Annotated in this window: 20 protein-coding genes; 15 read left to right on the top strand and 5 right to left on the bottom strand. The window is 47.9% G+C overall.

Features of this window, described 5'->3' with window-relative positions; all coding sequences use genetic code 11:
* From AB447_RS00920 to AB447_RS00935, 4 genes are all read left to right on the top strand, one after another.
* A complete protein-coding gene (locus AB447_RS00920; protein ID WP_048354436.1) occupies positions 1–1,095 on the top strand; it encodes a toxic anion resistance protein in 1,095 nt (364 codons plus the stop codon).
* Between the two features lie 333 nt (positions 1,096–1,428).
* Complete coding sequence (opuAA, locus tag AB447_RS00925) at positions 1,429–2,688, top strand: glycine/proline betaine ABC transporter ATP-binding protein OpuAA (RefSeq protein ID WP_048405921.1); 1,260 nt, start codon at positions 1,429–1,431, stop codon at positions 2,686–2,688.
* A gap of 1 nt (position 2,689) precedes the next feature.
* The gene (gene opuAB / locus AB447_RS00930) at positions 2,690–3,535 is read left to right on the top strand and encodes a glycine/proline betaine ABC transporter permease subunit OpuAB (protein ID WP_048354435.1); all 846 of its coding nucleotides are present in this window, start codon (positions 2,690–2,692) and stop codon (positions 3,533–3,535) included.
* The gene (locus tag AB447_RS00935) at positions 3,535–4,416 is read left to right on the top strand and encodes a glycine betaine ABC transporter substrate-binding protein (RefSeq protein WP_048354434.1); all 882 of its coding nucleotides are present in this window, start codon (positions 3,535–3,537) and stop codon (positions 4,414–4,416) included. The genes opuAB and AB447_RS00935 overlap by 1 nt, the downstream gene beginning before the upstream one ends.
* Positions 4,417–4,457: 41 nt before the next feature.
* Here the strand turns inward: AB447_RS00935 and AB447_RS00940 are convergent, their stop codons facing one another.
* Positions 4,458–5,606, bottom strand: a complete 1,149-nt coding sequence (locus tag AB447_RS00940; RefSeq protein ID WP_048354433.1) for a M20 peptidase aminoacylase family protein — start codon at positions 5,604–5,606, stop codon at positions 4,458–4,460.
* A gap of 161 nt (positions 5,607–5,767) precedes the next feature.
* Here AB447_RS00940 and AB447_RS00945 point away from each other — a divergent pair, with 161 nt between their 5' ends.
* The gene (locus tag AB447_RS00945) at positions 5,768–7,201 is read left to right on the top strand and encodes a YfcC family protein (protein WP_048354432.1); all 1,434 of its coding nucleotides are present in this window, start codon (positions 5,768–5,770) and stop codon (positions 7,199–7,201) included.
* A 44-nt stretch (positions 7,202–7,245) separates the two neighbouring features.
* Here the strand turns inward: AB447_RS00945 and AB447_RS00950 are convergent, their stop codons facing one another.
* Both AB447_RS00950 and AB447_RS00955 read right to left on the bottom strand, forming a co-directional pair.
* Positions 7,246–8,451: a nitrate/nitrite transporter gene (locus AB447_RS00950; RefSeq protein ID WP_048354431.1), complete on the bottom strand. Its 1,206-nt coding sequence runs from the start codon at positions 8,449–8,451 to the stop codon at positions 7,246–7,248.
* Positions 8,452–8,764: 313 nt separating this feature from the next.
* The gene (locus AB447_RS00955) at positions 8,765–10,252 is read right to left on the bottom strand and encodes an MDR family MFS transporter (protein WP_048405956.1); all 1,488 of its coding nucleotides are present in this window, start codon (positions 10,250–10,252) and stop codon (positions 8,765–8,767) included.
* A gap of 452 nt (positions 10,253–10,704) precedes the next feature.
* Here AB447_RS00955 and AB447_RS00960 point away from each other — a divergent pair, with 452 nt between their 5' ends.
* The 3 genes from AB447_RS00960 to AB447_RS00970 all read left to right on the top strand — a co-directional run bounded on the left by AB447_RS00960 (position 10,705) and on the right by AB447_RS00970 (position 14,057).
* A complete protein-coding gene (locus AB447_RS00960; RefSeq protein WP_048355324.1) occupies positions 10,705–11,655 on the top strand; it encodes an L-lactate dehydrogenase in 951 nt (316 codons plus the stop codon).
* Positions 11,656–11,686: 31 nt separating this feature from the next.
* The gene (locus AB447_RS00965; protein ID WP_048355325.1) at positions 11,687–13,309 is read left to right on the top strand and encodes an L-lactate permease; all 1,623 of its coding nucleotides are present in this window, start codon (positions 11,687–11,689) and stop codon (positions 13,307–13,309) included.
* A 109-nt stretch (positions 13,310–13,418) separates the two neighbouring features.
* Positions 13,419–14,057, top strand: a complete 639-nt coding sequence (locus tag AB447_RS00970; RefSeq protein WP_048355352.1) for a LysE family translocator — start codon at positions 13,419–13,421, stop codon at positions 14,055–14,057.
* A gap of 3 nt (positions 14,058–14,060) precedes the next feature.
* Here AB447_RS00970 and AB447_RS00975 read toward each other — a convergent pair whose 3' ends face one another.
* Positions 14,061–15,368 carry an amino acid permease gene (locus tag AB447_RS00975; RefSeq protein WP_048355326.1) on the bottom strand — a complete coding sequence of 436 codons (1,308 nt, stop codon included), beginning with the start codon at positions 15,366–15,368 and terminating at the stop codon, positions 14,061–14,063.
* A 179-nt stretch (positions 15,369–15,547) separates the two neighbouring features.
* Between AB447_RS00975 and nadE the strand changes: the two genes are divergently transcribed.
* The 7 genes from nadE (at position 15,548) to AB447_RS01010 (ending at position 24,150) form a co-directional block, all read left to right on the top strand.
* Positions 15,548–16,366 carry an ammonia-dependent NAD(+) synthetase gene (gene nadE / locus AB447_RS00980; RefSeq protein WP_048355327.1) on the top strand — a complete coding sequence of 273 codons (819 nt, stop codon included), beginning with the start codon at positions 15,548–15,550 and terminating at the stop codon, positions 16,364–16,366.
* Positions 16,367–16,510: 144 nt separating this feature from the next.
* Positions 16,511–17,068, top strand: a complete 558-nt coding sequence (locus tag AB447_RS00985) for a shikimate kinase (protein ID WP_048355328.1) — start codon at positions 16,511–16,513, stop codon at positions 17,066–17,068.
* Positions 17,069–17,677: 609 nt separating this feature from the next.
* Complete coding sequence (locus AB447_RS00990) at positions 17,678–18,448, top strand: nucleotidyltransferase domain-containing protein (RefSeq protein WP_048405918.1); 771 nt, start codon at positions 17,678–17,680, stop codon at positions 18,446–18,448.
* A 294-nt stretch (positions 18,449–18,742) separates the two neighbouring features.
* A complete protein-coding gene (locus AB447_RS00995) occupies positions 18,743–19,654 on the top strand; it encodes a proline dehydrogenase family protein (protein WP_172796309.1) in 912 nt (303 codons plus the stop codon).
* Between the two features lie 24 nt (positions 19,655–19,678).
* Positions 19,679–21,226, top strand: a complete 1,548-nt coding sequence (gene pruA / locus AB447_RS01000; RefSeq protein ID WP_048355329.1) for an L-glutamate gamma-semialdehyde dehydrogenase — start codon at positions 19,679–19,681, stop codon at positions 21,224–21,226.
* Positions 21,227–21,346: 120 nt separating this feature from the next.
* Entirely contained in the window at positions 21,347–22,789 is a 1,443-nt protein-coding gene (putP, locus tag AB447_RS01005) for a sodium/proline symporter PutP (protein ID WP_082142399.1), read from the top strand.
* Between the two features lie 116 nt (positions 22,790–22,905).
* Positions 22,906–24,150 (top strand): PucR family transcriptional regulator, encoded by a 1,245-nt coding sequence (locus AB447_RS01010; protein WP_048355330.1) that lies wholly within the window; start codon positions 22,906–22,908, stop codon positions 24,148–24,150.
* A 50-nt stretch (positions 24,151–24,200) separates the two neighbouring features.
* On the opposite strand, the gene AB447_RS01015 is transcribed toward AB447_RS01010, so the two are convergent.
* Positions 24,201–25,046: a TIGR03943 family putative permease subunit gene (locus tag AB447_RS01015; RefSeq protein ID WP_048355331.1), complete on the bottom strand. Its 846-nt coding sequence runs from the start codon at positions 25,044–25,046 to the stop codon at positions 24,201–24,203.
* Positions 25,047–25,049: the final 3 nt, after the last annotated feature.

Here is a 25,049-nt window from a genome sequence, read left to right on the forward strand (position 1 = left end):
ATGGCAAACACAACGGAAACAAGCCTCGTTAACATTAACAAAGAAGAAATTTCGATTGAAAAAGCGGAGGATATCCGCGCCAAGCTGCGCCAGGAGCCGGAGGTACAAAGCCTCGCCCAGCAGATTGACGTCAAAAACCAGGTGGCGCTTTTGGAATTCGGGAAGGAACCGGCACAGGAGATTTCCAAGTTCTCAGACCGCATCCTCTCGATGATGAGAACAAACAGCGTGACAGATTCCGGGGCTATGCTGACGCAGCTCGGAAAAATTATGGACCGCTTTGACAAAAACGATTTTGAAGAACCGAAAGGCCTGCTGTCGAAAATCTTCAAGCGCGGAAACAGCATGATCGAGAAAATCTTTAAAAAATATCAAACGCTTGGCGGAGAAATCGAAAAAATTAACGTCGAGATCTCGAAATATAAGGATGAAATGACAAAGTCGACGATCACGCTCGACGAAATGTATGAGAACAACCTTAATTATTATGTTGAGCTTGAAAAATACGTCGTGGCCGGCCAGATGAAAATCGAAGAATTGAAGCAGCTTGTCCCTCAATATGAAGCGCAAGCGGCAAGCGGCAACCAGATGGCGCAGATGGAGCTTGATACGCTGAAGGGTGGCATTCAGGCGCTGGAAGAACGCGTCTACGACCTGGATATGGCGAGGATGGTCGCCATCCAAACGGCGCCGCAGATTCGTCTGCTTCAGCGCGGAAACACGAAGCTGATCGGAAAAATCAACTCCGCGTTCATCATTACGATTCCGATTTTCAAAAACGGCATCATCCAGGCTGTTACGGCCAAGCGGCAAAAGCTTGTCGCCGATTCAATGAGCGAACTCGACCGCCGTACAAATGAAATGCTGAAGCGCAACGCCGAAAACATTTCAAATCAATCCGTGGAAATCGCGAGAATGTCCGGCAGACCAAGCATCGACATTGAAACGATCGAACAATCGTGGAATACGATTGTCAAAGGAATGCAGGAGACAAAGCAGATTGAAGAAGAAAACAAACGCCTGCGGGAAGAAGGATCCAAGCGCATTTTGGAGCTTCAGGACAATATGAAAAGGGCCGCGCTGAGTGGATCATGAGAGAAGGAGCCGTCCGTGTAAAGGACGGCTTCATAAATATTTTCATAAAACGTTAATCAGAAGCAATACTATAATGATGAGGCATGGTAATAGTCAAAACTGTTGAGAATAGGCTCCGTTTAAGCGTTTTGGCCTGTTCGTTCCTTCTTGCGTTTTTTATCATTCAAGGAGGATTTATAAGTATATAGGAGGATTTTGGAGTATTTATAGCTTTTATTGACTATGGAAATACCTTATCAGTATAGTTTGTACAATTTAAGCTGAATATGCTGTTTGAATGAAACGGTAAAAACATGTTACGGTTAAAAGGATGCTTTAAAATGGAGGGATAGAATGAGTGTAGAAGATAAAAATATAAAAATTAAAGTCAATAAAGTATCTAAGATTTTCGGGAAGCAGACAAAAAAAGCCGCGCAGATGCTGGCAAACGGAAAAACAAAAAAAGAGATTTTAAAAGCAACCGGTGCGACCGTTGGAGTCAATCAGGCTGACTTTGATGTATACGACGGAGAGATATTTGTCATCATGGGTCTATCAGGAAGCGGAAAATCCACTTTAGTGAGAATGCTGAATCGGTTGATTGATCCGACCGCTGGGGAAATATACATTGATGGTGACATGATAACAAATATGTCAAAGGAACAGCTGCGCGAGGTGCGGCGTAAAAAAATCAGCATGGTCTTTCAAAAGTTTGCTTTATTTCCCCACCGCACGATTCTCCATAACACGGAATACGGTTTGGAACTGCAGGGTGTTGATAAAGAAACAAGAAGGCAAAAAGCGCTTGAATCCCTTCGTCTTGTCGGACTTGAAGGGTATGAGGATCAATTTCCCGACCAATTGAGCGGAGGAATGCAGCAGCGTGTCGGCCTTGCCCGTGCGCTGACAAACGATCCCGATATTTTGCTGATGGACGAAGCGTTCAGCGCGCTTGATCCGCTGATCAGAAAAGATATGCAGGATGAACTGCTCGAGCTTCACGATTCTGTCGGGAAGACGATCATTTTTATTACGCACGATCTTGACGAAGCGCTCAGAATCGGCGACCGAATCGCGTTGATGAAAGACGGAAACATCGTGCAGATCGGCACGCCTGAAGAAATCTTAATGAATCCGTCAAACGAATATGTTGAACGTTTCGTAGAAGATGTCGATTTATCGAAAGTGTTAACCGCCGGACATATTATGAAACGGGCCGAAACGGTTCGCATCGACAAAGGTCCGAGGGTTGCGCTGACGCTCATGAAAAACCTGGGGATCTCGTCTATCTATGCCGTAGATAAACATAAACGGCTGTTGGGCGTCATTTCTGCGGAATCCGCCAAAAAAGCGGCCGAAAAAGGAGCCGATTTGGAATCCGTTCTTCAGAAAGAAATGACGACCGTTCATGAAGAGACGGTATTGACGGAGATTTTCGAACTTGTCTCTGATGCCAACATTCCGATCGCCGTAGTTGACGGCAAAAACAGAATGAAAGGCATTGTCGTAAGAGGCGCATTGATCGGCGCTCTTGCCGGAGACGACCAATATATCAACTTGCCAAACGAACAAAGCGCATCTGAAGAAGATGCCATCGTTGAGGAGGTGAACTAAGATGAGTGCACTGCCTAGAATTCCATTAGCAGAAATGATTGACCGTTTTGTTGATTGGCTGACCTTAACCTTTGGCGGAGTGTTTGACGGGATCGCCAACGGGCTTGAGAGTATCGTTGACGGCATAGTCATTGGATTGGGAGCCATCCCGTCCATTTTGCTTATCGTCATTTTCGCTGCTGTCGCTTGGTTCATCAGTACACGGGGTATCGCACTTTTCACATTAATCGGTTTTCTTATTATCGATTACCTTGGTTATTGGGACCCTATGCTTCAAACGTTGGCGCTCGTCGTCACATCTGTGGTCATCTCGATCATTGTCGGTGTGCCGGTCGGCATCTGGGCGTCCCAGCAAAATACGGTTCGCCGGATTGTGACGCCGATTTTGGATTTAATGCAGACAATGCCGGCTTTCGTTTACCTGCTTCCTGCGATCTTTTTCTTTAATATCGGTGTTGTGCCTGGCGTTGTCGCTTCTGTTATTTTTGCAATGCCGCCGACGATCCGCATGACGGTTCTCGGTATTCAGCAGGTGCCGGAAGATTTGATCGAAGCGACAGAGGCATTCGGCTCTACAACGTCGCAGCGCTTGTTTAAAGTGCAGCTGCCGCTCGCCGCGAAAACGATTTTGGCGGGTATCAACCAAAGTATCATGCTGGCGCTGTCAATGGTTGTTATTGCAGCTATGGTCGGAGCGCCGGGCCTCGGAGAAAAAGTATACAGCGCGGTTACACAGCTCAAGACCGGCGTAGGTGTTGAAGCCGGAATCGCAATCGTGATTGTCGCGATTACATTGGATCGCATTACGCAAAATATCCGGGTGAAGAAGACGGGGAGGAATGCCTGATGTTGAAAAAAATCATCGGCATCGGCACTGCCGCCGCTCTGTTCTTCTCGCTTGCGGCCTGCGCTCCAACAGCGGATGAGAATGCTACGGCCGGAGAACAGGTCAATCACAAAATCATCGGGATCGACCCTGGCTCCGGAATCATGGCGCTTACCGATAAGGCGATAAAAGATTACAATCTCGATGACTGGACGGTCATCAAATCGTCAGGCGCGGCTATGACCGCCACTCTAAAGAAAAAATACGACAGAAAAAAGCCGATCATTATCACGGGCTGGACTCCGCATTGGATGTTTTCGAGATACGATCTGAAATATTTGGACGACCCTAAAAAATCGTACGGTACTGCCGAGCAGATTCATACGATTACCCGCAAAGGCTTTGGAAATGAACAGCCTAATGCGACTAAGCTTCTCAGCCAGTTCAAATGGACAGAAGATGACATGGCGGAAGTGATGATTCAAGTAGAAAACGGAACAGATCCGAAAAAAGCGGCGGCCAGCTATGTGAAAAAGCACCGCGATCAGATCGCTGAGTGGACAAAAGGCGTCAAAAAAGTGAAGGGAGACAAAATCAACCTCGCTTATGTCGCATGGGACAGTGAAATTGCCAGCACAAACGTTGTCGGAAAAGTATTCGAAGATTTGGGCTACAATGTGAAATTGACTCAGGTCGAAGCAGGGCCGATGTGGACGGCCATTGCAACCGGCAGCGCGGATGCTTCCCTGTCAGCTTGGCTGCCAAACACCCACAAAGCATACGCGGCTAAGTACAAAGGCAAATTTGACGACGTCGGCACAAGCTTGACAGGCGTAAAGATGGGGCTTGTCGTGCCGAAGTACATGAAAAACGTCAACTCCATTGAAGATCTGAAGAAATAAACAAAACCTCTCAGCTCCGGCTGAGAGGTTTTTTTCGTGGCTTAGCTGATGCTGACCTCCATTTCATTGCCGATTTTTTCAAACGTCTTCAGCACCGCTTCGGCTAAAATGTCAGCTCCGGTAAACAGGGCATCCCTGTCAAAGGTCATCATCGGGTGATGGAGGCCGGGGGTGAGGCCGCAGCCGAGCCCGAGCATCGTCGCCTTTAGATGAGGGCGCTTCACAGAATAATAATGAAAATCTTCTCCTCCTGTTGTAACGAGCGGCTTATCGAGGTTCCCTGCGCCGATTACGCTGCTGATCGCCTCTGCCATGATGGCGATCGCCGCTTCGTTTTTAACTGCTGCCGGGAGGCTGTCTTCTTTATGCAGTTCGATGGTTGCTCCGAATGATTCAGCCACGGCTTGGCAGGCTATTACTGTTTCCCTCTCAAGGGCTTCCATTGCTTCGTTCGTCTGAGCCCTTAAGTCAAGGCTGAAGCTGGCTTTGCCCGGAATGATATTGGAGCTTTCTCCGCCGGCCTGGAGCTTTGTCATTTTAACGGTATGCGGCGTCATCGGGTCGATATGGATATGGGCGAGCTTGTGGACGAGCGTCGCCGCAATCTCGATGCTGTTTTTCCCAAGATGCGGACGGGCGCCGTGGGCTTCTTCGCCGATGACCGTACCTTCAATGTGGCAGCTTGCGCCATGCAAAATCGCCGGGGCGCATCTTCCGTTCAATGTTTCCTGCACAGGGCGGACGTGAACGCCGTAAAGGTAATCAACATCGTCGAGAATGCCTTTTTCGATCATTTTCAAAGCTCCTCCGCCTTTTTCTTCAGCAGGCTGAAAGATGAAGCGGATCGTTCCTTTCGGCAGCTCTGTTTGCTCTTTCAGGGTCATTAATGTCCCGAGCGCCATCGTCATATGGGAATCGTGCCCGCAGGAATGATTTGCCTGAAACGTTCCGTCGACTTCCTGCCAGAGGGCGTCAATATCAGCCCTGACGGCGACGACTGGAGACCCTTCGCCGATTTCGCCGATGACCCCGGTACAGTCCGCAAATGTTTGTGTTCGGCATCCGTTTTCTTCCAACTGATTTTTGAGAAATGCCGTTGTTTCGTATTCCTTCCAGCTGACTTCAGGATGATTGTGAAGGTGTTCAAAAATGCTGATCATCTTTTGTTTGATAGAGTCCGTTAATGCCATCGTCAAACCTCCTATATTGTTTTATCTAATACTTTTAATGAAAAACATATTGAAACCCCGGAATAAGGTTGTCTATAATATAGCACACGTACAGATTTTTCTGAATAATTGAATATTTGAGAAAAAGGTTTTGCTATTCATGTAAAGAGGAGATGGAACATATGAACGTACCAGCTGTCAAAACACCGCCCTCGACTAAGAAGAAACCGTTTCGATTGAAAATGCCTGATGCGTATGTGCTGCTGTTTATGGTGGCTGTCTTCTGCGCCCTCGCGACTTACATCATTCCCGCCGGAGAATTTGACAGAGTGACAAAAGGCGAAGTCACAACTGCCGTACCCGGGAGCTATCATGTGGTAGATCAGTCCCCGGTGGGGATTGTAAGCTTTTTTACGGCGATTCAGGAAGGAATGGTCGGGTCTTCATCGATTATTTTTTTAATTTTATTCACCGGCGGAGCGCTCGCCATTTTAGAAAAAACGGGGGCCGTCGGCGGCTTAATCCACCATGTCATCAGCCGTTTCCGCACGAAGCAGCTGCTGTTCATCTGCATTGTCGGCGGACTTTTCTCGATTCTCGGGACCACGGGGGTTGTCGTAAATTCCGTCATCGGCTTTATCCCGCTCGGCATTATCGTTGCAAGGTCGTTGAAATGGGACGCGGCTGCCGGGGCTGCCGTCATCTATATCGGCTGCTACGCCGGATTCAATGCGACGATATTATCGCCCTCGCCGCTCGGACTTTCGCAAAAGATCGCCGACCTCCCATTGTTTTCAGGCCTTGGATTGCGGATTGCGATATACTTGTGTTTTGTCATTTCAAGTCTGATCTACATCTATTTGTACACGAGAAAATTAAAAAAATCGCCTGAGGCGAGCATTCTCGGCAAGGACTGGTTTCCGGGAAAAGGGCTTGGCAGCGAGGCGAACATGGGACAGGCCTCATTTACCCGGCGCCATAAGCTGATCTTAGCCGTAGCCGGACTGTCGCTGCTCGGCTTTTTATACGGAGCTTTGAAGCTTGGCTGGACGGATAATCAAATGGCCGGCATGTTTATCTTTATCTCCATTGCCGCGGGGATCATCGGGGGCATGAACGCTAACGACATCGCTAAAACGTTTATCAACGGCTGTCAAAGCCTTGTATACGGCGCATTGATCGTCGGTATGGCAAGGACGATTTCGGTTATCCTTGAACAGGGGAGGCTGCTTGATACCGTTGTCAACGGGCTGGCCAGTCTGTTGGACGGCTTCAGTCCTGTGGCCGGTGCGGTCGGCATGTATGTTGCCAGCGGCCTTCTGCATTTTCTCATTTCCTCGGGATCAGGCGAGGCGGTTGTCTTTATTCCGATTCTTGCCCCGCTTGCCGACCTGATGGACATTACGAGACAGGTTGCCGTCGAAGCCGTCATGCTCGGCGAGGGCGTCGTCAACTGCATCAATCCGACATCGGGCGTGCTGATGGCCGTATTGGCCGCAAGCGGCATCCCCTATGTGAAATGGCTCAGGTTCATGGTTCCCCTCGCTTTGATCTGGTTCGTAATCGGATTGGTGTTCATCTGCATCGGAGTGATGACAGGCTGGGGCCCGTATTAAGCAAAAAAGCCGCTATGCCATGAACGCGCATAACGGCTTTTCTATTAAATTCGAATCGATTTACCGGCGGCTTTCCATTGTTTTTTCCAGCCTGTTTGAGCGAACAAAAGCAGTCCCAATGCAATAAAAGCGATCGCGGAAAATGTGAGGAACCCGCTCGAATAAGTGCCTGTGACTTGTTTTAGCGTTCCGAGGATAGTCGGGAGAAAGAACCCTCCGATTCCCCCGGCGGCCCCGACGATTCCCGTCACCATCCCGATTTCTTTTTGAAAGCGCTGGGGCACGAGCTGAAAAATGGCGCCGTTTCCCATGCCGAGACAGCCCATGCCGATAAACAATGCGGTTGTGACGGCCGTAAGCGACGGCAGCGTACTGACCGTGAACATACAAAGAGCCACTCCGACGAACAAAACTTGCAGCAGGCGCACGCCGCCTATTTTATCGGCGATCAATCCGCCGACAGGCCGAAGGCAGCTGCCCGATGCCACGACAAGGGTGACGAACTCCCCGGCCCTCACCGGTGGAACGGAATACTGTGATGCGAAGAAATAGCTTAAAAAGTTTGAAAGGCCGACAAAGCCCCCGAATGTGACGCTGTATAAAAGGCAGAAATACCAGGTGTCCCTTTCTTTAAAGACGGCGAAGTAGTCTTTTACAGGCTTAGGGGAAGGCTGGTTCGGCGGCTCCTTGGCCATCAGTAAATAGCTGATGAGGACGAGCGTTAAAGGAATGAGAGCCAGTCCCATCACACCGTTCCAGCCGGTATGCTCAGCGATGCGCGGACCGAACAGCGTGGCAAGCAGAGTACCGCTGTTACCCGCCCCGGCGATCCCCATGGCAAGACCTTGAAGATGCGGAGGGTACCAGCGGCTCGCCATCGGCAGGGAAGCTGAAAAGCTGGCCCCCGCCACTCCCAGCAAAATGCCGATCATATACAATTCAACAACGGTAGAGCCGAACAGCCATCCCCACAAGAGAGGAATCATCGTCACGAGCATTCCGCCGACGGCCGTTTTTTTCGGGCCGAAGCGGTCTGTTAAAATGCCTAATACGATGCGGAAAACCGAGCCGGCCAGAGTCGGGATGGCGACGATCAATCCTACCTGGGACGGCGAAAGGTCAAAATCAGCCGTAATATAAACGCCGAGCGCGCCGAGCAAGACCCAAATCATAAAGCTGACATCGAAATACAAAAAAGATGATAGCAGAGAAGGAGCGTGTCCGCTCTTTCTCAAATCCGCCAATTTCACATGCAACACTCCCCATCGATAAATTCTTAAAATTTATGATGACAAAATGAACTCGGGTTGGCAGTATTTTTGTCAGCTTTACTCACAGATAAAAGTTCGAATTTTTTTAAAATTATCATGGTGGATGGGGGCAAGATCGCTCCCGTCATTTTCTTAGTCATAAATCGTGGTATTCCGCTTGTCACGGAATTACTACAGTCATCAGTGTGCATATTTCGGCCTGGGCGGCTGGAGCCCATCGGCCGATGATGCCCCATGATGGATAGGAAATTGCCCTGATCCTTATTGACAGCCCGGACTAAAAGGTTGATCACTAACTCGCTTTCTTCTGTATTTGCTGCTGCTGCTTCTTTGGCAAGAAGAATACGACGATCAGTCCGGCTGCTGCGACGAATAGCAGGACGAGGTAAATGCTGTGCAAGCCGGATATCAGACCCTTCCGCATCATTAACAGCATGGATTCGGGAATGTGCCGGGCCGTCTCGGGATTCAGCAGTTTGTTCATGTCGATGTTGTTTGCTCCTGACGCGTGCGAGGTCATGTAGCTCGCAATGGAGTTATTGAATAGCGTTCCCAGAATCGCGACACCGACCGTTTGGCCGAGCGTCCGCACAAACGTGTTCGAAGCGGTGGCAGCTCCGCGCATGTTCCAGCCGACAGCCGACTGTACGGATACCGTAAAGGAGGTCATCGAGAAGCCAAAGCCAAATCCAACCGCCAGCATCGCCGCGACAAAGAACCAATGCGGTGTGTGAATCGTTGCCATCGCCAGACCGGTGGAACCGATGATCAGAAATACCAAGCCCATCGTAGAAGTATTACGCGAACCGAGCTTCAGCATCAGCCGTCCGGCAATGGTCGCCCCGATCGGCCAGCCGATCGACATCGGCGTCAGCGTCAACCCGGAGTTTGTCGCGCCGATTCCGAAAATTCCCTGCATCCACATCGGCAAATAAGTCGTGATGCCGATCAAAATCACAGAGATTAAAAAGCTCGCCAGGTTGGAAACGGAAATCTCGCGGATGCGAAACAGCTTCAGTGGCAGCATCGGTTCCGGAGACTTTGCTTCGATCCAAATAAAGGCGATGAGCGCGATCGCCGCGATGACCAGCAGGCCGATGATCTTCCACGAATTCCACGGATATATTGATCCGGCGCTGATGAAAGCGTATAGAAGGGAAGCCATGCCGATCGTAAACGTAATAGCCCCTAAGTAATCGATGTGTTTATTTTTCTTTTCAAAATTCTCTTGTAAGAAGATCCAGATCATAATAATTGAAGCGATGCCAAACGGCAGGTTAAAGTAAAAAATCCAGCGCCAGGAAATGTTGTCGACCAGCGAGCCGCCCGCCAGCGGTCCAAGAATGCCGGATATGCCCCAGATGGCGCTGAACAACCCTTGAATTTTGGCGCGTTCTTCAAACGAATAAATGTCGCCGATAATGGTAAAGGTCGTCGGCAAAACCGCTCCTGCCCCGATGCCCTGCAAAGCACGGAAACAAATCAATTCGGTCATCGTATGCGCCGCGCCTGACATCATTGAGCCGATCAAAAAGATGATCGTCCCAATGGTAAATATGTTCTTGCGTCCGTACAAATCTGCGAGCTTGCCATATATCGGCGTCGTGATCGCAGATGTCAGCAAATAGGCGGCAAACACCCAACTGATCAACTTGATGCCGCCCAAGTCGCTCACGATGGTCGGCATCGCCGTACTGACGATCGTTCCCTCGATTGCCGCCAAAAAAGTGGCGACCATCAATGCAATCGTCACATTGCGTCTTTTTGTTTTTTGATTCATATCATACCCTCCGCGTGTTTCTATCGCATTCCAATCTGATTTTGCCGTTGGAACGAATGTATTTGGTAATAGAATGTAGAAAGCTGAGCCCTTCAGCAAAAATGTGCAACGAAAATAATATATCACAGGCATGTCTAACCATGTGGTTTTTTGAATGAGAAAACTTTCCGGCTTCATGCTGCTCAACTGCCTGGTCTAGTACAAAACAGCCTCTTCATTCATCGTGTGGATATTCATGGATGGGTAGTAAGATTTTTGGGCAAAATAATGAACGCAAAAGGTAATTTTTCCAGAAAATGTTTAAGTTCAAGGAGAAAATGAGTGGAGACACAAAAAAGACAAAAATAAAAATGCATAAGTCTTGAAAAACTATGTGAAGTATTGCACAATGTAAATGTGAAATACTTCACAAACAACTTAGAATTCAAACTAACGGCAAAGGATGATGAATAATGGCTAATCAAAAAGTCAATCGCACAGTTTTAATCGGTGCTGGTTTTGTAGGCAGCAGCTATGCATTTACGTTAATTAACCAAGGAATCACAGACGAACTCGTGATCATTGATTTAAATAAAGACAAAGCAATGGGCGATGTTATGGATTTAAACCACGGAAAAGCATTTGCGCCCCATCCAGTAAGAACGTGGTACGGCACATATGAAGATTGCAAAGACGCTGATGTTGTCTGCGTTTGTGCGGGGGCGAACCAAAAGCCCGGCGAAACACGGCTCGATTTGGTCGAGAAAAACCTTAAGATTTTTAAAGGAATCATCGGGGAAGTCATGGCAAGCGGATTTGACGGAATTTTCCTCGTTGCCACAAACCCGGTCGACATCCTGACCTATGCTACGTGGAAGTTCAGCGGCCTTCCGAAAGAACGGGTAATCGGAAGCGGTACGACTCTTGACACTGCCCGGTTCCGCTACATGCTGAGCGAGTACTTCGGCGCCGCTGCCCACAACGTTCACGGCTATATCATCGGCGAACACGGTGATACGGAGCTTCCAGTCTGGAGCCATGCAAATATTGCCGGGGTTCCCGTGAGCGAGCTTCTGAAAAAGAATGAGAACTACAAAGCGGAGGAGCTAGATGAACTGGTTGACGATGTGAAAAATGCGGCTTACCACATCATTGAGAAAAAAGGTGCGACATACTACGGTGTAGCAATGAGCCTGGCGCGAATCACAAAAGCGATTTTCCGCAACGAAGAAGCGATTTTAACCGTGAGCACGTATCTTGACGGCGAATTCGGGGAAGATGATGTATATATCGGCGTTCCGGCGGTCGTCGGCCGCAGCGGGGTCAAAAAAGTGATCGAGCTTGAGCTGAACGAAAAAGAAAAAGAGCAATTCAAGCATAGTGCAGGCGTGCTGAAAGATATTTTAAAACCTCATTTTGCTTAACTAAAAAAGACATAGAAGAGGGCTGATGACGATGTGGCAGCAGGTTTACGATCCGTTTGGGAATCAGTATATCAGCGCTTTAGTTGCAATCCTGCCGATTTTATTCTTTCTGTTGGCGCTGACCGTGTTTAAAATGAAAGGAATTCTCGCAGCATTTTTAACCCTTGCGGTCAGCTTTATTGTAGCGGTGTTCTGTTTTCATATGCCGGTAGCCAAAGCGATTTCCGCCGTTTTTCTCGGAATCGCAAGCGGGCTGTGGCCGATCGGATATATCGTGCTGATGGCTGTTTGGCTTTATAAGATTTCTGTCAAAACGGGAAAATTTAAAGTCATCAGGGCGAGCATTGCCGGCATTTCATCCGATCAGCGGCTTCAGCTGCTTTTGATCGGGTTCAGCTTTAACGCTTTTTTGGAAGGAGCCGCGGGCTTCGGAGTGCCGATCGCAATCAGTGCGGTCCTGCTCGTGGAGCTCGGTTTTAAAACGTTGAAAGCGGCCTCTCTCTGTTTAATCGCAAACGCGGCATCAGGCGCGTTCGGAGCGATCGGCATACCGGTCATTACGGGGGCGCAGATGGGGGATTTGACCCCTCTCGAACTTTCCGGCACACTCGCCTGGATGCTTCCGGGGATCACATTTTTCATCCCGTTCCTGCTCGTTTTCATTTTGGACGGGCTCAAGGGCATTAAAGAAACGCTGCCCGCCCTCCTCGTTGTAAGCGGGAGCTATACGGCGGTGCAGACGTTTACAATGATTGTGCTCGGCCCTGAGCTGGCCAATATTTTGGCGGCATTAATCAGCATGGGAGCTCTCGCACTGTTCCTGAGAAAATGGCAGCCGAGCCGGATCTACAGGGAAGACGGGAACGAACAGGAGTCCGCTGTCAAATACAGCTGGGGAGAGGTGGCAAAAGCCTGGTCTCCGTTTTACATCCTTACTGGCGTCATTGCCCTGTGGAGCCTTCCCGCTTTTAAAGCGCTGTTTCAAGAGGGCGGCTTGCTCAAGCAGACAACGGTTTTATTAAAGATGCCTTTTCTGCATCAGGAAATTCTGAAAACCCCGCCGATTGCAGCGCAGGCGGCACCGCTTGATGCCGTGCTGAAGCTTGACTTGATTTCCGCGACGGGCACCGCCATTCTGCTCGCGGTGATCATCACGATTTTGTTCAGCCGAAACATCAATTTCCGGGGCGGGCTGTCCTGCCTGAAGGAAACAGGCCGGGAATTGTGGCTGCCGATTATTACAATCTGCTTTGTTATGGGGTTTGCCAACCTGGCTAACTACGCGGGGCTAAGCTCTTCGATCGGATTGGCTCTTGCAAAAGCGGGGGATGTTTTCCCGTTCGTCAGTCCCGTACTGGGCTGGATCGGCGTTTTCATCACCGGATCGGTTGTCAGCAATAACGCTCTGTTCGGCCATTTGCAGGCAGTCACAGGAGCTCAGATCGGTACGAGTTCGGCGCTTCTCCTTGCCGCAAATACGGCCGGCGGGGTGATGGCGAAGCTCATTTCCCCGCAGTCGATTGCGATTGCAGCTGCGGCGGTTCAAGAGGCCGGCCGGGAATCAAAACTGTTCAGCCAAACGGTAAAATACAGTCTCGTTCTGCTTCTCATCATCTGTATTTGGACGTTTGTGCTGTCAAAGCTCGGATTATAGGAAAAAAGCCTTTTCCTAAAAACTTGGGAAAAGGCTTTTTGATGTGTTCTAACCGTTCCTCTTTTTGAATACATTGTACAAGTTATCGCGAAGGGGGAAGCGCGGTATGTTGAACATTTTTCTCAGCTATGTGTTTTTAGGGCTGTCTCTGGCCGCGCCGGTCGGCCCGGTCAATGCGGCGCAGATCGACAGGGGCATGAAAGGCGGTTTTTTCCATGCCTGGCTTTTCGGTCTAGGAGCCGTGACGGCCGACGTTTTGTACATGGCGCTGATTTACTTTGGCGTTGCTCAGTTTTTAACGGCGCCATTTTTAAAAACGTTTTTATGGCTGTTCGGTTTTTTTGTTTTAACCTATACGGGAATCGAGAGCCTGGCCAAAGCAAAGGAAGTCTCGCTCATGAGAGGCAGGAGGGAGAAAGAATCCTACCGTAAATCGTTCTTATCCGGGCTGGTTATTTCGCTTTCAAATCCTCTCAGCATTATGTTTTGGCTCGGCATTTACGGTAGCATCCTGGCGAAGACGATTGAGACATATGCTTCATATCAGCTCCTGTTGTGCAGCTCGGGCATTTTGATCGGCCTTTTTTTATGGGACCTGGCCATGTCTTTTGTGGCGGGGACATTCAGAACGTATTTAAGCCCGAGAATGATTCTGGTGACATCGTGGATCGCGGGCATTACGTTAATCGTCTTCGGCCTATATTTCGGCTTCCAGGGAATTCATGAACTGATTCGCCCGGCCCGCTGACCGTCAGCGCGTGCGGGCCCTTTTTCTTTTCAGCAGCAACGTCACGATGGCGATGATGGCGAGAAACAGCAGGCTGACGAAAAAGCCCGGTCTGCTGTTTTTCTCAAATAGTGTGCCTGATACGGCGAATAAAATCAGGATGAACGCCGCTATAATCTGAATGTTTCCTTTCAGCTCCGGTTTTGTCAGCTTTTTGCTTGAGCACAGGATAAATATCCAATTGTAAAGCAGCATTAAGCTGGCTGCCGTTGTCATATGCTCGTACAGCTGCTTTGGAAGCAAGAGAGACAGAACGATCGAAGCTGCGAGGACGAGGACGGTCAGCCCGAGCGCCGGCCACGACACTTTCGCTTTTTCTTTTTTTGAAAAGCAGGCCGGCGCATCGCCGTTTTTCGCCATCGTTCCCATCAGTGTCGTCACCGCGAATAGGGAAGCTGTCAAAGTTGAGAATCCCGCGATGATGAAAATTCCGTTAAAAATATCCATGATCACATCCAGATGGAACGGCTTAAGAGAAGTAATAAACGGGCTGTTCTCTTCATTAAACGCGCCGATTGGAATCAGGAGCATGGCAAGCCCGATAGAGACGACATAAATCAAAGCAAGCGTGGCCAGCATCAGACTGCCCGATTTGCCCGATTCTTTCGGATCCTTTAAATGGATCGCCATCAGCCCCATCACCTCGATGCCGCCATAGGCATAAAACGTATAAATCAAGCCTGTCCAAAGCCCCATGAAGCCAAACGGAAACAATTCATGAAAACGGTCGGGAAGCTGTGCATCGGGTGTTTCTCCGGGAAGCATTCCGCATAAGGCAAGGACTGCAATGATGATAAACATGACAATCGCCGCCGTTTTCAGGGCGGCCAGCATGTGTTCCGTTTTTTCAAAGCTGCTCCGTCCCGTGAAAATGATAATCAGCCCGAGAATCGCGTAGATGGAGGCAAACACCCACATCGGAATTTGTTCAAACCAATGGCGCGTAAAAAGCGAGATCGCGGTTAATTGGCTCCCGATAATCAGCATTTCGGATGACCAGTACACCCAGCCGTTGCTGAAACCGGCCCAGTCGCCAAACGCCTCCCTGGCATAGGAGCAAAAAGATCCTTCCACAGGATGGTCGGCCGTGAGCTTGGCGAGCTGCTGAAAAACGAGAAACGTTCCGAGTGCAGCGAGAAGAAAAGCGGCTAATACGGAAAAACCGCTTTTCTTAATGGCGATGCTTGATCCTAGAAAAAATCCCGTTCCAATCGTGCAGCCGACACCGATCATTGACAGCTGCCACCATTTTAAATTTCCTTGTTTTTTCATCGCTTCAACCCCTCTAATCTAATCGTTATTGTGTCTTCAAGCGGATTTTTATTCTTTTGAAAGAAGCGTGTATGCTCCTTCATGTTCACTTTAAAACTATAATTGTGCTATAGTTAAATAAGATTTGAATCAAACGGCTCATTCAGTCAAAGGACCATAATAATCAGGAGGAATGACCGATGACTTTGCAGGAAAAGATTATGAAAGAACTGAACGTAAAACCTTCCATTGATCCGAAACAGGAAATTGAAAAAAGGGTCGGATTTTTAAAAAGCTATATGAAAAAAACAGGAGCAAAAGGTTTTGTTTTAGGCATCAGCGGAGGACAGGATTCCTCGCTTGCCGGGAGACTCGCCCAGCTTGCAGTGGAAGAATTGAGAGCTGAAGGCACGGAAGCGGAATTCATCGCGGTTCGGCTTCCGCACGGCGTCCAGCAGGATGAAGATGACGCCCAGCTTGCCCTTCGATTTATCAAGCCTGACAAATCGCTTGCTTTTGACATTGCACCGACGGTGAGCTCGTTTGTTTCCCAGTTCCGCGATGTGACGGGCGAGACGCTTGCAGATTTTCATAAAGGCAATGTAAAGGCAAGGGTGCGGATGATTGCCCAGTATGCAATCGGCGGCCAAAACGGATTATTGGTGATCGGAACGGACCATGCGGCAGAAGCAGTCACGGGCTTTTTCACCAAATATGGCGACGGCGGTGCCGATCTTTTGCCACTGACAGGGCTGACAAAGCGCCAAGGCCGGAGCCTGCTCGAGGAGCTCGGCGCACCGGAGCGGCTCTATACGAAATCGCCGACGGCGGATTTGCTTGATGAAAAACCTCAGCAGGCTGACGAAACAGAGCTCGGGCTCACCTACGAAGATATCGACGACTACCTTGAAGGGAAAACCGTATCAAGCGATGTGGCCGAAGCGATTGAAAAACGCTACAAATCGTCAGAGCACAAACGCCAGGTGCCTGCTTCAATGTTTGACGACTGGTGGAAATAAAGAAGGAAAGAGGCTGTAATGAACTCAGCCTCTTTTGTATATTCAGTTTCTGTCCCGGGCTTCTTCTATTTCATTAAAATCAGATTTGTCATATACTGAATATAATTGTTGATTCCTTTAGACGAGGAGGAGTAAAGCCTGGAGATGAATGTCAAAAGATCCACCCCTGTGGGAGAAAAAAACATCGTGCTGATCGGATTTATGGGCGTCGGCAAAACGACGATCGGCAAGCTGGCGGCCAAAAAACTGTGCCGCGATTTTATTGATATTGACCAAGAAATTGAAAAAGACTTTCAGATGAGCATTCCCGAGATGTTTAATCAAAAAGGGGAGGCGTTTTTTCGGAAGACGGAAAAAGAATATATTGTTCAAATGTGTGAACATAAAAAGAGCAAAATCGTCTCTCTCGGCGGCGGCTCTTTTCTGCAGGAGGAAATTAGAAAGAAATGCCTTGAACACTGCTTCGTCATTTTCCTTGATTTAACATGGGAGAATTGGAAGCAGCGGATAGATTTGCTGCTTGAAAACAGGCCGATTCTTCACAACCGCTCAATCGAACAAGTAAAACAGCTGTTCAATGAAAGAAAGAGCATTTATGCCTTTCACCACTTAAGAATTGAAACAGATAATCTTTCCGCCGAAGAAGTCGCCGACTGTATTGCAGACACGCTGAAGCCGGACAGTGAGCTTTATCAGCCTTAAACAAACGTTTAATTAAGCCTCGGTTTTCTGCCAAAAATGTTTCAGGCGTATATTGAAAAGTTTAGCTGCCGAAAGGGCGCATATCATCGGTGCACAAGCTGTAGAGATGTATATTAAATTGTTGAAAAAGGATAGATGAACAGGCGGGAAAATCTGTTTTCATCTATCCTTTTTAACAACATATGGAGTATCGCAACCGTATTTTTGACAATTCATTAACTGCCCCTTTAGTGCGGAGATTTTTTACTTTTCAATTTGCTCGATTACAATGTTGGGGCAATTAATTTCAGACATCAATTCATCTAAACTTTTACCTCAACAGTAAGAAAAGCATTTTCATTTTTGCCGGGACTATGTTTTACTACCTTAGACAATATCTTATGAATAATTTTAGATAAACCAACCGTCCTGCCGGAACTGAGTAATGCTGTACGTATTAAAGGCGCTATTTGAAATGAGGGACGAATCACTTTAGTGGCCGGAAACTCCGCTCATGTAATCGCGAGTAAAAGTTCTAAATAGAAATCAATTGTCAAAGAAGTCGTTTATTCATCTCTGCGGTCTTATAATAAATGTAACAAGAAAACATGGACGGGCGGTGCACATATCTTGAAACAGCGAATTCAAGAAGAACTGAAAAACATTGAAGCTACATACGGCGTCAAAATCCTTTATGCAGTAGAATCCGGAAGCAGGGCCTGGGGGTTTCCGTCGCAAGACAGCGATTATGACGTCAGATTTATTTATGTTCATCAAAAGGATTGGTATCTTTCCATAGACGAAAAGCGCGATGTCATCGAGCTGCCGATTAATGATTTGCTCGATATCAGCGGCTGGGAACTGACAAAAACCTTAAGACTATTCCGGAAATCTAACCCCCCGCTGCTTGAATGGCTGTCTTCAGGAATGGTCTATTATGAAGCTTATTCTTTAGCGGAAAACATGAGGAAGCTTAAGTTGAGGGCTTTTTCGCCGGTATCCTGCATGTATCATTATTTAAATATGGCTTCAGGAAACTTCCGCCACTATCTGGAGAGGGAACAGGTTAAGGTCAAAAAGTATTTTTACGTTCTTCGCCCCATTCTGGCATGCCGGTGGATTGAGAATCATCAAACGGTTCCGCCGATTGAGTTTCCGGTGCTGCTTGAGGAGCTCGTTGAAGATGGACCGCTTAAAACGGAAATCGGCTATTTGCTTGACAGAAAAAAGAAGGGGGAGGAATTTCTTCTTGAGCCTAAAAACCCCATCATTCACGATTTCATTGAGAAAGAACTTGAGAGGCTGAAGCCGGCGGCAAAGTCGTTTAAAATCAGCCGTGAAGACTTGACACCCGAGCTTGACAAGCTGTTCAGAGAAACGCTTGACGAGGTGTGGGCATAATATATATTCCCTTTAAGAAATGTCTTAAAGGGTTTTTTCTTTGTTTCTCGAGGGAAATGGTTCAGTAAAAGAGAAAACGTTTTCAATTTTTTTCTAATTCTATTGTCGTATAGCTTTATCATTTGTAGGTTAAAAGTTTCGCTTATGATGCAGGCAGATGTCAAACATTGTGGAAAAAACACAAAAATCGTCAGCTTTTTTGTTTTTTCGAAATATTGTGAATCGGCTATCAGCTCTTATAAAATTAAGAATATAAAGACATATTTCATGAGATGGCGGGGTGTGATAATGGAAGTGATCACAAGAGACTTTTTTTTATTCTTATCGAAAAGCAGCATCCTGAATCGTCTGGCGAGAAATTGGGGAAGTTCCATCGCAACCGGAAAAATTATCGGAGGAAAGGATTTCGAATCTTCGATACCGATTATCAGAGGGCTGAATGAGCAGGGGCTGACGGTTACCGTCGATCATTTAGGCGAGTTTGTGGACAGCAAAGAAGTGGCGAGGGAGCGTACACAGGAATGCATTCGGGCTATTCAAACGATCGCCCAGGAAAAGCTTGAGTCGCATGTATCCTTAAAGATGACTTCGCTGGGGCTTGACATCGACCTTGATCTTGTCAGGGAAAACATGACCAGCATTCTGGATACCGCGGAACAGCACCAGGTGATGGTGACGATCGATATGGAAGACGAAGTCCGCTGTCAAAAGACGCTCGATCTGTTTAAGGAGTTCAGACAGAGGTACGAATATGTCAGTACCGTGTTACAGGCTTATTTGTACCGGACGGAACGCGATCTGGAGGAGCTCAACCAGTACAATCCGTTTTTCCGTCTTGTAAAAGGCGCCTACAAGGAATCGCCTGAGGTGGCATATCCGGATAAGAAGGATGTTGATGAAAATTACAAAAAGCTCATTAAAAAGCAGCTGCTTAACGGCCATTATACAGCCATCGCAACTCATGACGACAAGATGATCCAATTCACCAAAGACATTGTGAATGAGCACAACATCGGAAAGGACCGCTTCGAGTTTCAAATGCTGTACGGCATGCGCAATAAAACCCAGCTTGAACTGGTGAAAGAAGGCTACAACATGCGCGTGTACCTTCCGTATGGAGATGACTGGTACGGCTACTTCATGAGGCGGCTTGCCGAGCGGCCTGCCAACATCGCCTTCGCATTTAAGGGAATGACCAAGAAATAAAACGATAAAAAGGGGAGAATGAGAATGACAACACCTTACAAACACGAACCATTTACAGATTTCGGGAAAGAAGAAAACCGGGCGGCGTTTCAACAAGCATTGGATAAGGTAAATGAATGGATGGGTCAATCATACCCTCTTGTTATCGATGGGGAACGAATCGAAACTGAAGACAAAATCGTTTCGGTCAACCCGGCCAAGAAAGACGAAGTCGTCGGTACGGTGTCAAAAGCGACTCAGGATCATGCAGAGAAAGCCATTCAAGCGGCGGCAAAAGCGTTTGAAACGTGGAGATACACCGATCCTGCGGAAAGAGCGGCTGTGCTATTCCGTGCGGCAGCAAAGGTGCGCCGCAATAAGCATGAATTTTCGGCGCTTTTGGTCAAAGAAGCCGGCAAACCGTGGAATGAGGCTGATGCGGATACGGCTGAAGCGATCGATTTTATGGAATACTACGCGCGGCAAATGCTTGAGCTTGCAAAAGGAAAGCCTGTCAACAGCCGCGAAGGCGAACGAAATCAATACGTGTATACGCCGACCGGCGTAACGGTCGTCATCCCGCCTTGGAACTTCCTGTTTGCGATCATGGCGGGAACAACGGTGGCGCCGATCGTTACGGGAAATACGGTAGTGCTGAAGCCGGCAAGTGCGGCGCCTGTCATTGCCGCGAGGTTCGTCGAAGTGCTTGAAGAAGCGGGTCTTCCGAAAGGGGTCGTGAACTATGTTCCGGGAAGCGGCGCTGAGGTCGGAGACTACCTCGTTGATCATCCGACAACAAGCCTGATCACATTTACCGGCTCAAGGGAAGTCGGAACGCGCATTTATGAACGTGCGGCAAAGGTTCATCCGGGACAGACCCATCTCAAACGGGTGATCGCGGAAATGGGCGGAAAAGACACGGTTGTCGTTGATGAGGACTGCGACATCGAATTGGCGGCGCAATCGATTTTCACATCCGCTTTCGGCTTTGCCGGCCAAAAATGTTCAGCCGGTTCGCGTGCCGTCGTTCACGAAAAAGTGTATGACGAGGTGCTTAAGCGCGTCATCGAAATCACGGAGTCGAAAAAAGTGGGCGCGCCGGACAGTGCCGATGTTTACATGGGACCTGTCATCGATCAGGCGTCATATAACAAAATCATGGAATATATCGAGATTGGAAAACAAGAAGGCCGCCTTGTCAGCGGAGGAAACGGCGATGATTCAAAAGGGTATTTCATCGATCCGACTATCTTCGCCGATTTGGACCCGAAAGCCCGCTTAATGCAGGAAGAAATCTTCGGCCCGGTCGTTGCCTTTTCGAAAGTAAGCAGCTTTGACGAGGCTCTTGAAGTTGCCAATAATACGGAATACGGACTGACCGGAGCTGTCATCACAAACAAGCGCGATCATATCAACAGGGCAAAACAGGAGTTCCATGTAGGGAACCTGTACTTTAACCGGAATTGTACAGGCGCGATCGTCGGCTACCATCCGTTTGGCGGATTTAAAATGTCAGGAACCGATTCAAAGGCAGGCGGACCGGATTATCTGGCGCTTCACATGCAGGCGAAAACGATCAGCGAAATGTTTTAATCGGCAATCAATCGGGGGGAGAGAAGGCAGTCTTTAAAGGCTGCCTTCAAAAAAGAAAAGAGAAGTCGAAAAATTTAGAAAAAACGGCATCCTGGGGGGATTCTTATCCAAAACGTACAATTGATCATTTCAATCGCGATTTATATGATCGGCATGCTTCTGATCGGATATTATGCGTATAAACGGACATCAAATCTGACGGATTACATGCTTGGCGGACGCACGCTCGGCCCTGCGGTTACGGCACTCAGCGCGGGTGCGTCCGATATGAGCGGGTGGCTGATGATGGGCCTGCCGGGTGCGATGTTCGCCACCGGCTTAAGCGGTGCGTGGATCGTCATCGGTCTTGTGCTCGGTGCATGGGCAAACTGGCTTTATGTCGCACCTCGGTTAAGGAGCTATACGGAAGCCGCCGGCAATTCGATTACGATTCCGTCATTTTTGGAAAACCGTTTTGCAGACAAAACGAAAATTCTCCGCATCTTTTCCAGCATCGTCATTATTACGTTTTTCACGTTTTATGTATCATCAGGAATGGTGTCCGGCGGTGTTTTATTTAACAGCATTTTGCATCTGGATTACCATACCGGTTTATGGATCATTTCGGCCGTTGTCGTATGCTACACGCTGTTCGGCGGATTTTTGGCCGTAAGCTGGACGGACTTCGTACAAGGAATCATCATGTTTGCAGCATTGATTCTCGTTCCGATCGTGACGCTCATACAAGCCGGCGGACCTGCCGAAGCCTTTACGGAAATCCGCTCGATTGATCCCGATCTTCTCAACGTATTTAAAGGGACGAGCGTTCTGGGTATTATTTCTATGTTCGCATGGGGGCTCGGCTATTTTGGCCAGCCGCATATCATCGTGCGTTTTATGGCAATTTCCTCAGTAAAAGAAATCAAAAAAGCGCGCCGGATCGGCATGGGCTGGATGATATTTTCAACTGCCGGCGCATTGCTGACGGGGCTGATCGGCCTTGCATATTACTCCAAAAAAGGCCTTCACCTCGACGATCCGGAAACGATATTCATTCAATTGGGCAATATTCTGTTCCATCCGATCATTACCGGCTTTTTAATTTCGGCCATTTTAGCCGCGATTATGAGCACGATTTCTTCACAGCTTCTTGTTACTTCAAGCTCTTTAACCGAAGATTTGTATAAAACGATTTTCAAACGTTCCGCCTCTGATAAAGAACTGGTCTTCTTCGGCCGTCTGTCCGTTCTGGTCGTTTCGATTATCGCCCTGTGGCTCGGCTGGTCAAAAGACAATTCAATTTTGGGATTAGTCAGCTACGCTTGGGCGGGGTTCGGCTCTTCATTCGGCCCGGTCGTTATTTTAAGCTTATATTGGAAGCGGATGACGAAATGGGGTGCGCTTGCCGGTATCATTGCCGGAGCCGTCACCGTCGTGATTTGGGCAGCAGCAGGGCTTTCCGGTGTTCTATACGAAATGATACCGGGGTTCGCGGTAAGCCTGTTATCCGTGTATGTAGTCAGCATCGTGACGTCAAAGCCGGATCAGCACGTTGCCGATCAATTCGAAAATATCAATATGTGATTCTGGATCCTAGCCTCTGTCCTTTGGGCAGGGGCTGCTTGAATGTCAAAAAGTATATCTATACAAGAATGCAAAGGAGAAGTATGATTAAGTTAAAAACGGGTAGGAGAAAGGATATGGAAGAGCTATTAGAACAAGTTGTTTCTCTTTCAGACATCAACCAGATCATTGATTTTATCAGCGATGAGCTGAAAAAACCGGTCATACTGGAAAGCGCGGATTTTTTCCTATTAGCTTATAATTCGTATTACATTAACCACTTTGACGCAGCGAATCAACAAACGATTTTCTCCAAAAAATGTCCGCTTTCGATTTTTGAGAAATTTGTCGAAGAAGGAATCATAGATCAATTGAAAACCATTCCGACTCCTTTTCGGGTGAAGCAGATTGAAGAGATCGGCCTGAACCAGCGGGTGGTCGTCAGCGCCAAACATAAAAACGAAATCATGGGCTACATTTGGATTCAGGAGATCGAAAACGAGCTGTCTGATGAAGAACTCGACTTTCTATATCAAGCTTCCTTTCATGTCGGAAAGATCATTTACAGACAGAAACGGCTGAAGCAGGAAAAAGAGGAGCAGGCGGAAGAGCTGTACAGGCAGGCGCTCCACGAACAGTTTCAAACGGAAAAAGAGCTTAAGGCTGCGGCTGACAAAGCGAATGTTGCACTGCCCTCCGCGTTTACCGTAATGGTGCTTCAAATCATTGACGGGGAGAACGAGCTGCTCGACGATTTGAAAGAAACGATCAGATCCTATCTGAATCTGAAAGACAACATCAGCCATGTGGTGGAGGATCATTCCAACATCGCGATTATCGTCGGCAGCGTGTCGCGCAAACGTTCCGCCCTTGCCGCATCATCAGAGCTGATCAACCGGCTTTTAACCCATTTGCGCTCACAAACGCTGCCGCCTATATTCATCGGAGTCGGCAACGAATACAGCAGTTCGCTCTTTCTCGGCAAGAGCTACAGGGAAGCTCTGCAAGTCACAAAAGCTGCGGAAATCACCGGAAGCCAGGAGCATATTCCCTATGAATATCAAAAACTCGGACTTTTCAGATACCTTGACCAAATCGCCGCAAAAAACGACCAGCTCCACTATTCAAATCCCGATCTGCTCCTTTTGAAGGAAAAAGATAAAGAGAGCCAAACCGAATTTTTAAGGACGCTCGAAATCTATCTTGTGAACAATTGCAAAGTCAAACAATCCGCAGAACAGCTGTTTATCCACCAGAATACGCTAAACTACCGCATTAAGCAAATATTGGACATGACCTCGATCGATCTGAACGATTTTCATACGAGATGCCAATTGTTCATCGATCTGATGCTGATGAAAAAAGCCGGATATAAATCTTAAGCAACCCCGGCAGCGACAGAAAGAGCCGGTACATGCTGCACCGGCTTTCTTTAGTATGTTCTGTATACGTAAGGATCTTTCGGCTTTTTGATGTTGGACCAGCTTTTCACCTTTAAAACGGGAATGACGGATTTAAATGGCTGATAGTATTCGGATGACAACGTTCCTTTCACATGAATCCATTGGTCATTTTTTGCCTTTATATCATCAGGGAATTCCACCAGCATGCCGTAGACGCCCGAATCGGCAATACAGTGGATGATTCCGAAGCGGAGAACGAAAAGCTGCCGCTTGTTGATCGATTCGCCTTTAAACGCAAAACCGTTGAAATCAATCGTTTTGCCGAGAAATTCCCCCGGGTAATTATAGATCGTCTCCATGCCTTTTAGAAAATCATGATCCGTAAACGATATCTGTTTTTTCCCTTTATAATCCTTGAGGGCTTTTTCCATCAGTTCGTCATAGTCTTCCTGTCCGTAGTAAATGCTCGTATCAGGGCGCAAATACTGGGTTTGGGCGTAATGATCAGGCGTATCGATCGCCTTAAATGAAAAGCCCTTCGACTTCACGATTGTTGAGTCAAGCGTCGCCACCGGCAGGAAAAGCCCGGTGAATAAAGGAAACAGGAATACGAGATAAATAAACATTCTTTTAAAGAACGGTTTATGTTTTTCGTGATCATGATCATGTCCGCACCCGCAGTCATGACCGCAATCGGACCCATCCTGCCCCTTTATATACTGATAGAATTGAACAGCGGTCAAAACGGCAAGCAGAAACATCCCGATATACGACAAATACGCGTATTTCATATTAATATATTTCGTTAAATTGCCTGAGGCGTGAAGCTGAAAAAAGAAAAACGTAAAAAACATTAAAATGAATGTACGAAACATGAT

The organism is Bacillus glycinifermentans, from assembly GCF_001042475.2.
Classification (GTDB): domain Bacteria; phylum Bacillota; class Bacilli; order Bacillales; family Bacillaceae; genus Bacillus; species Bacillus glycinifermentans.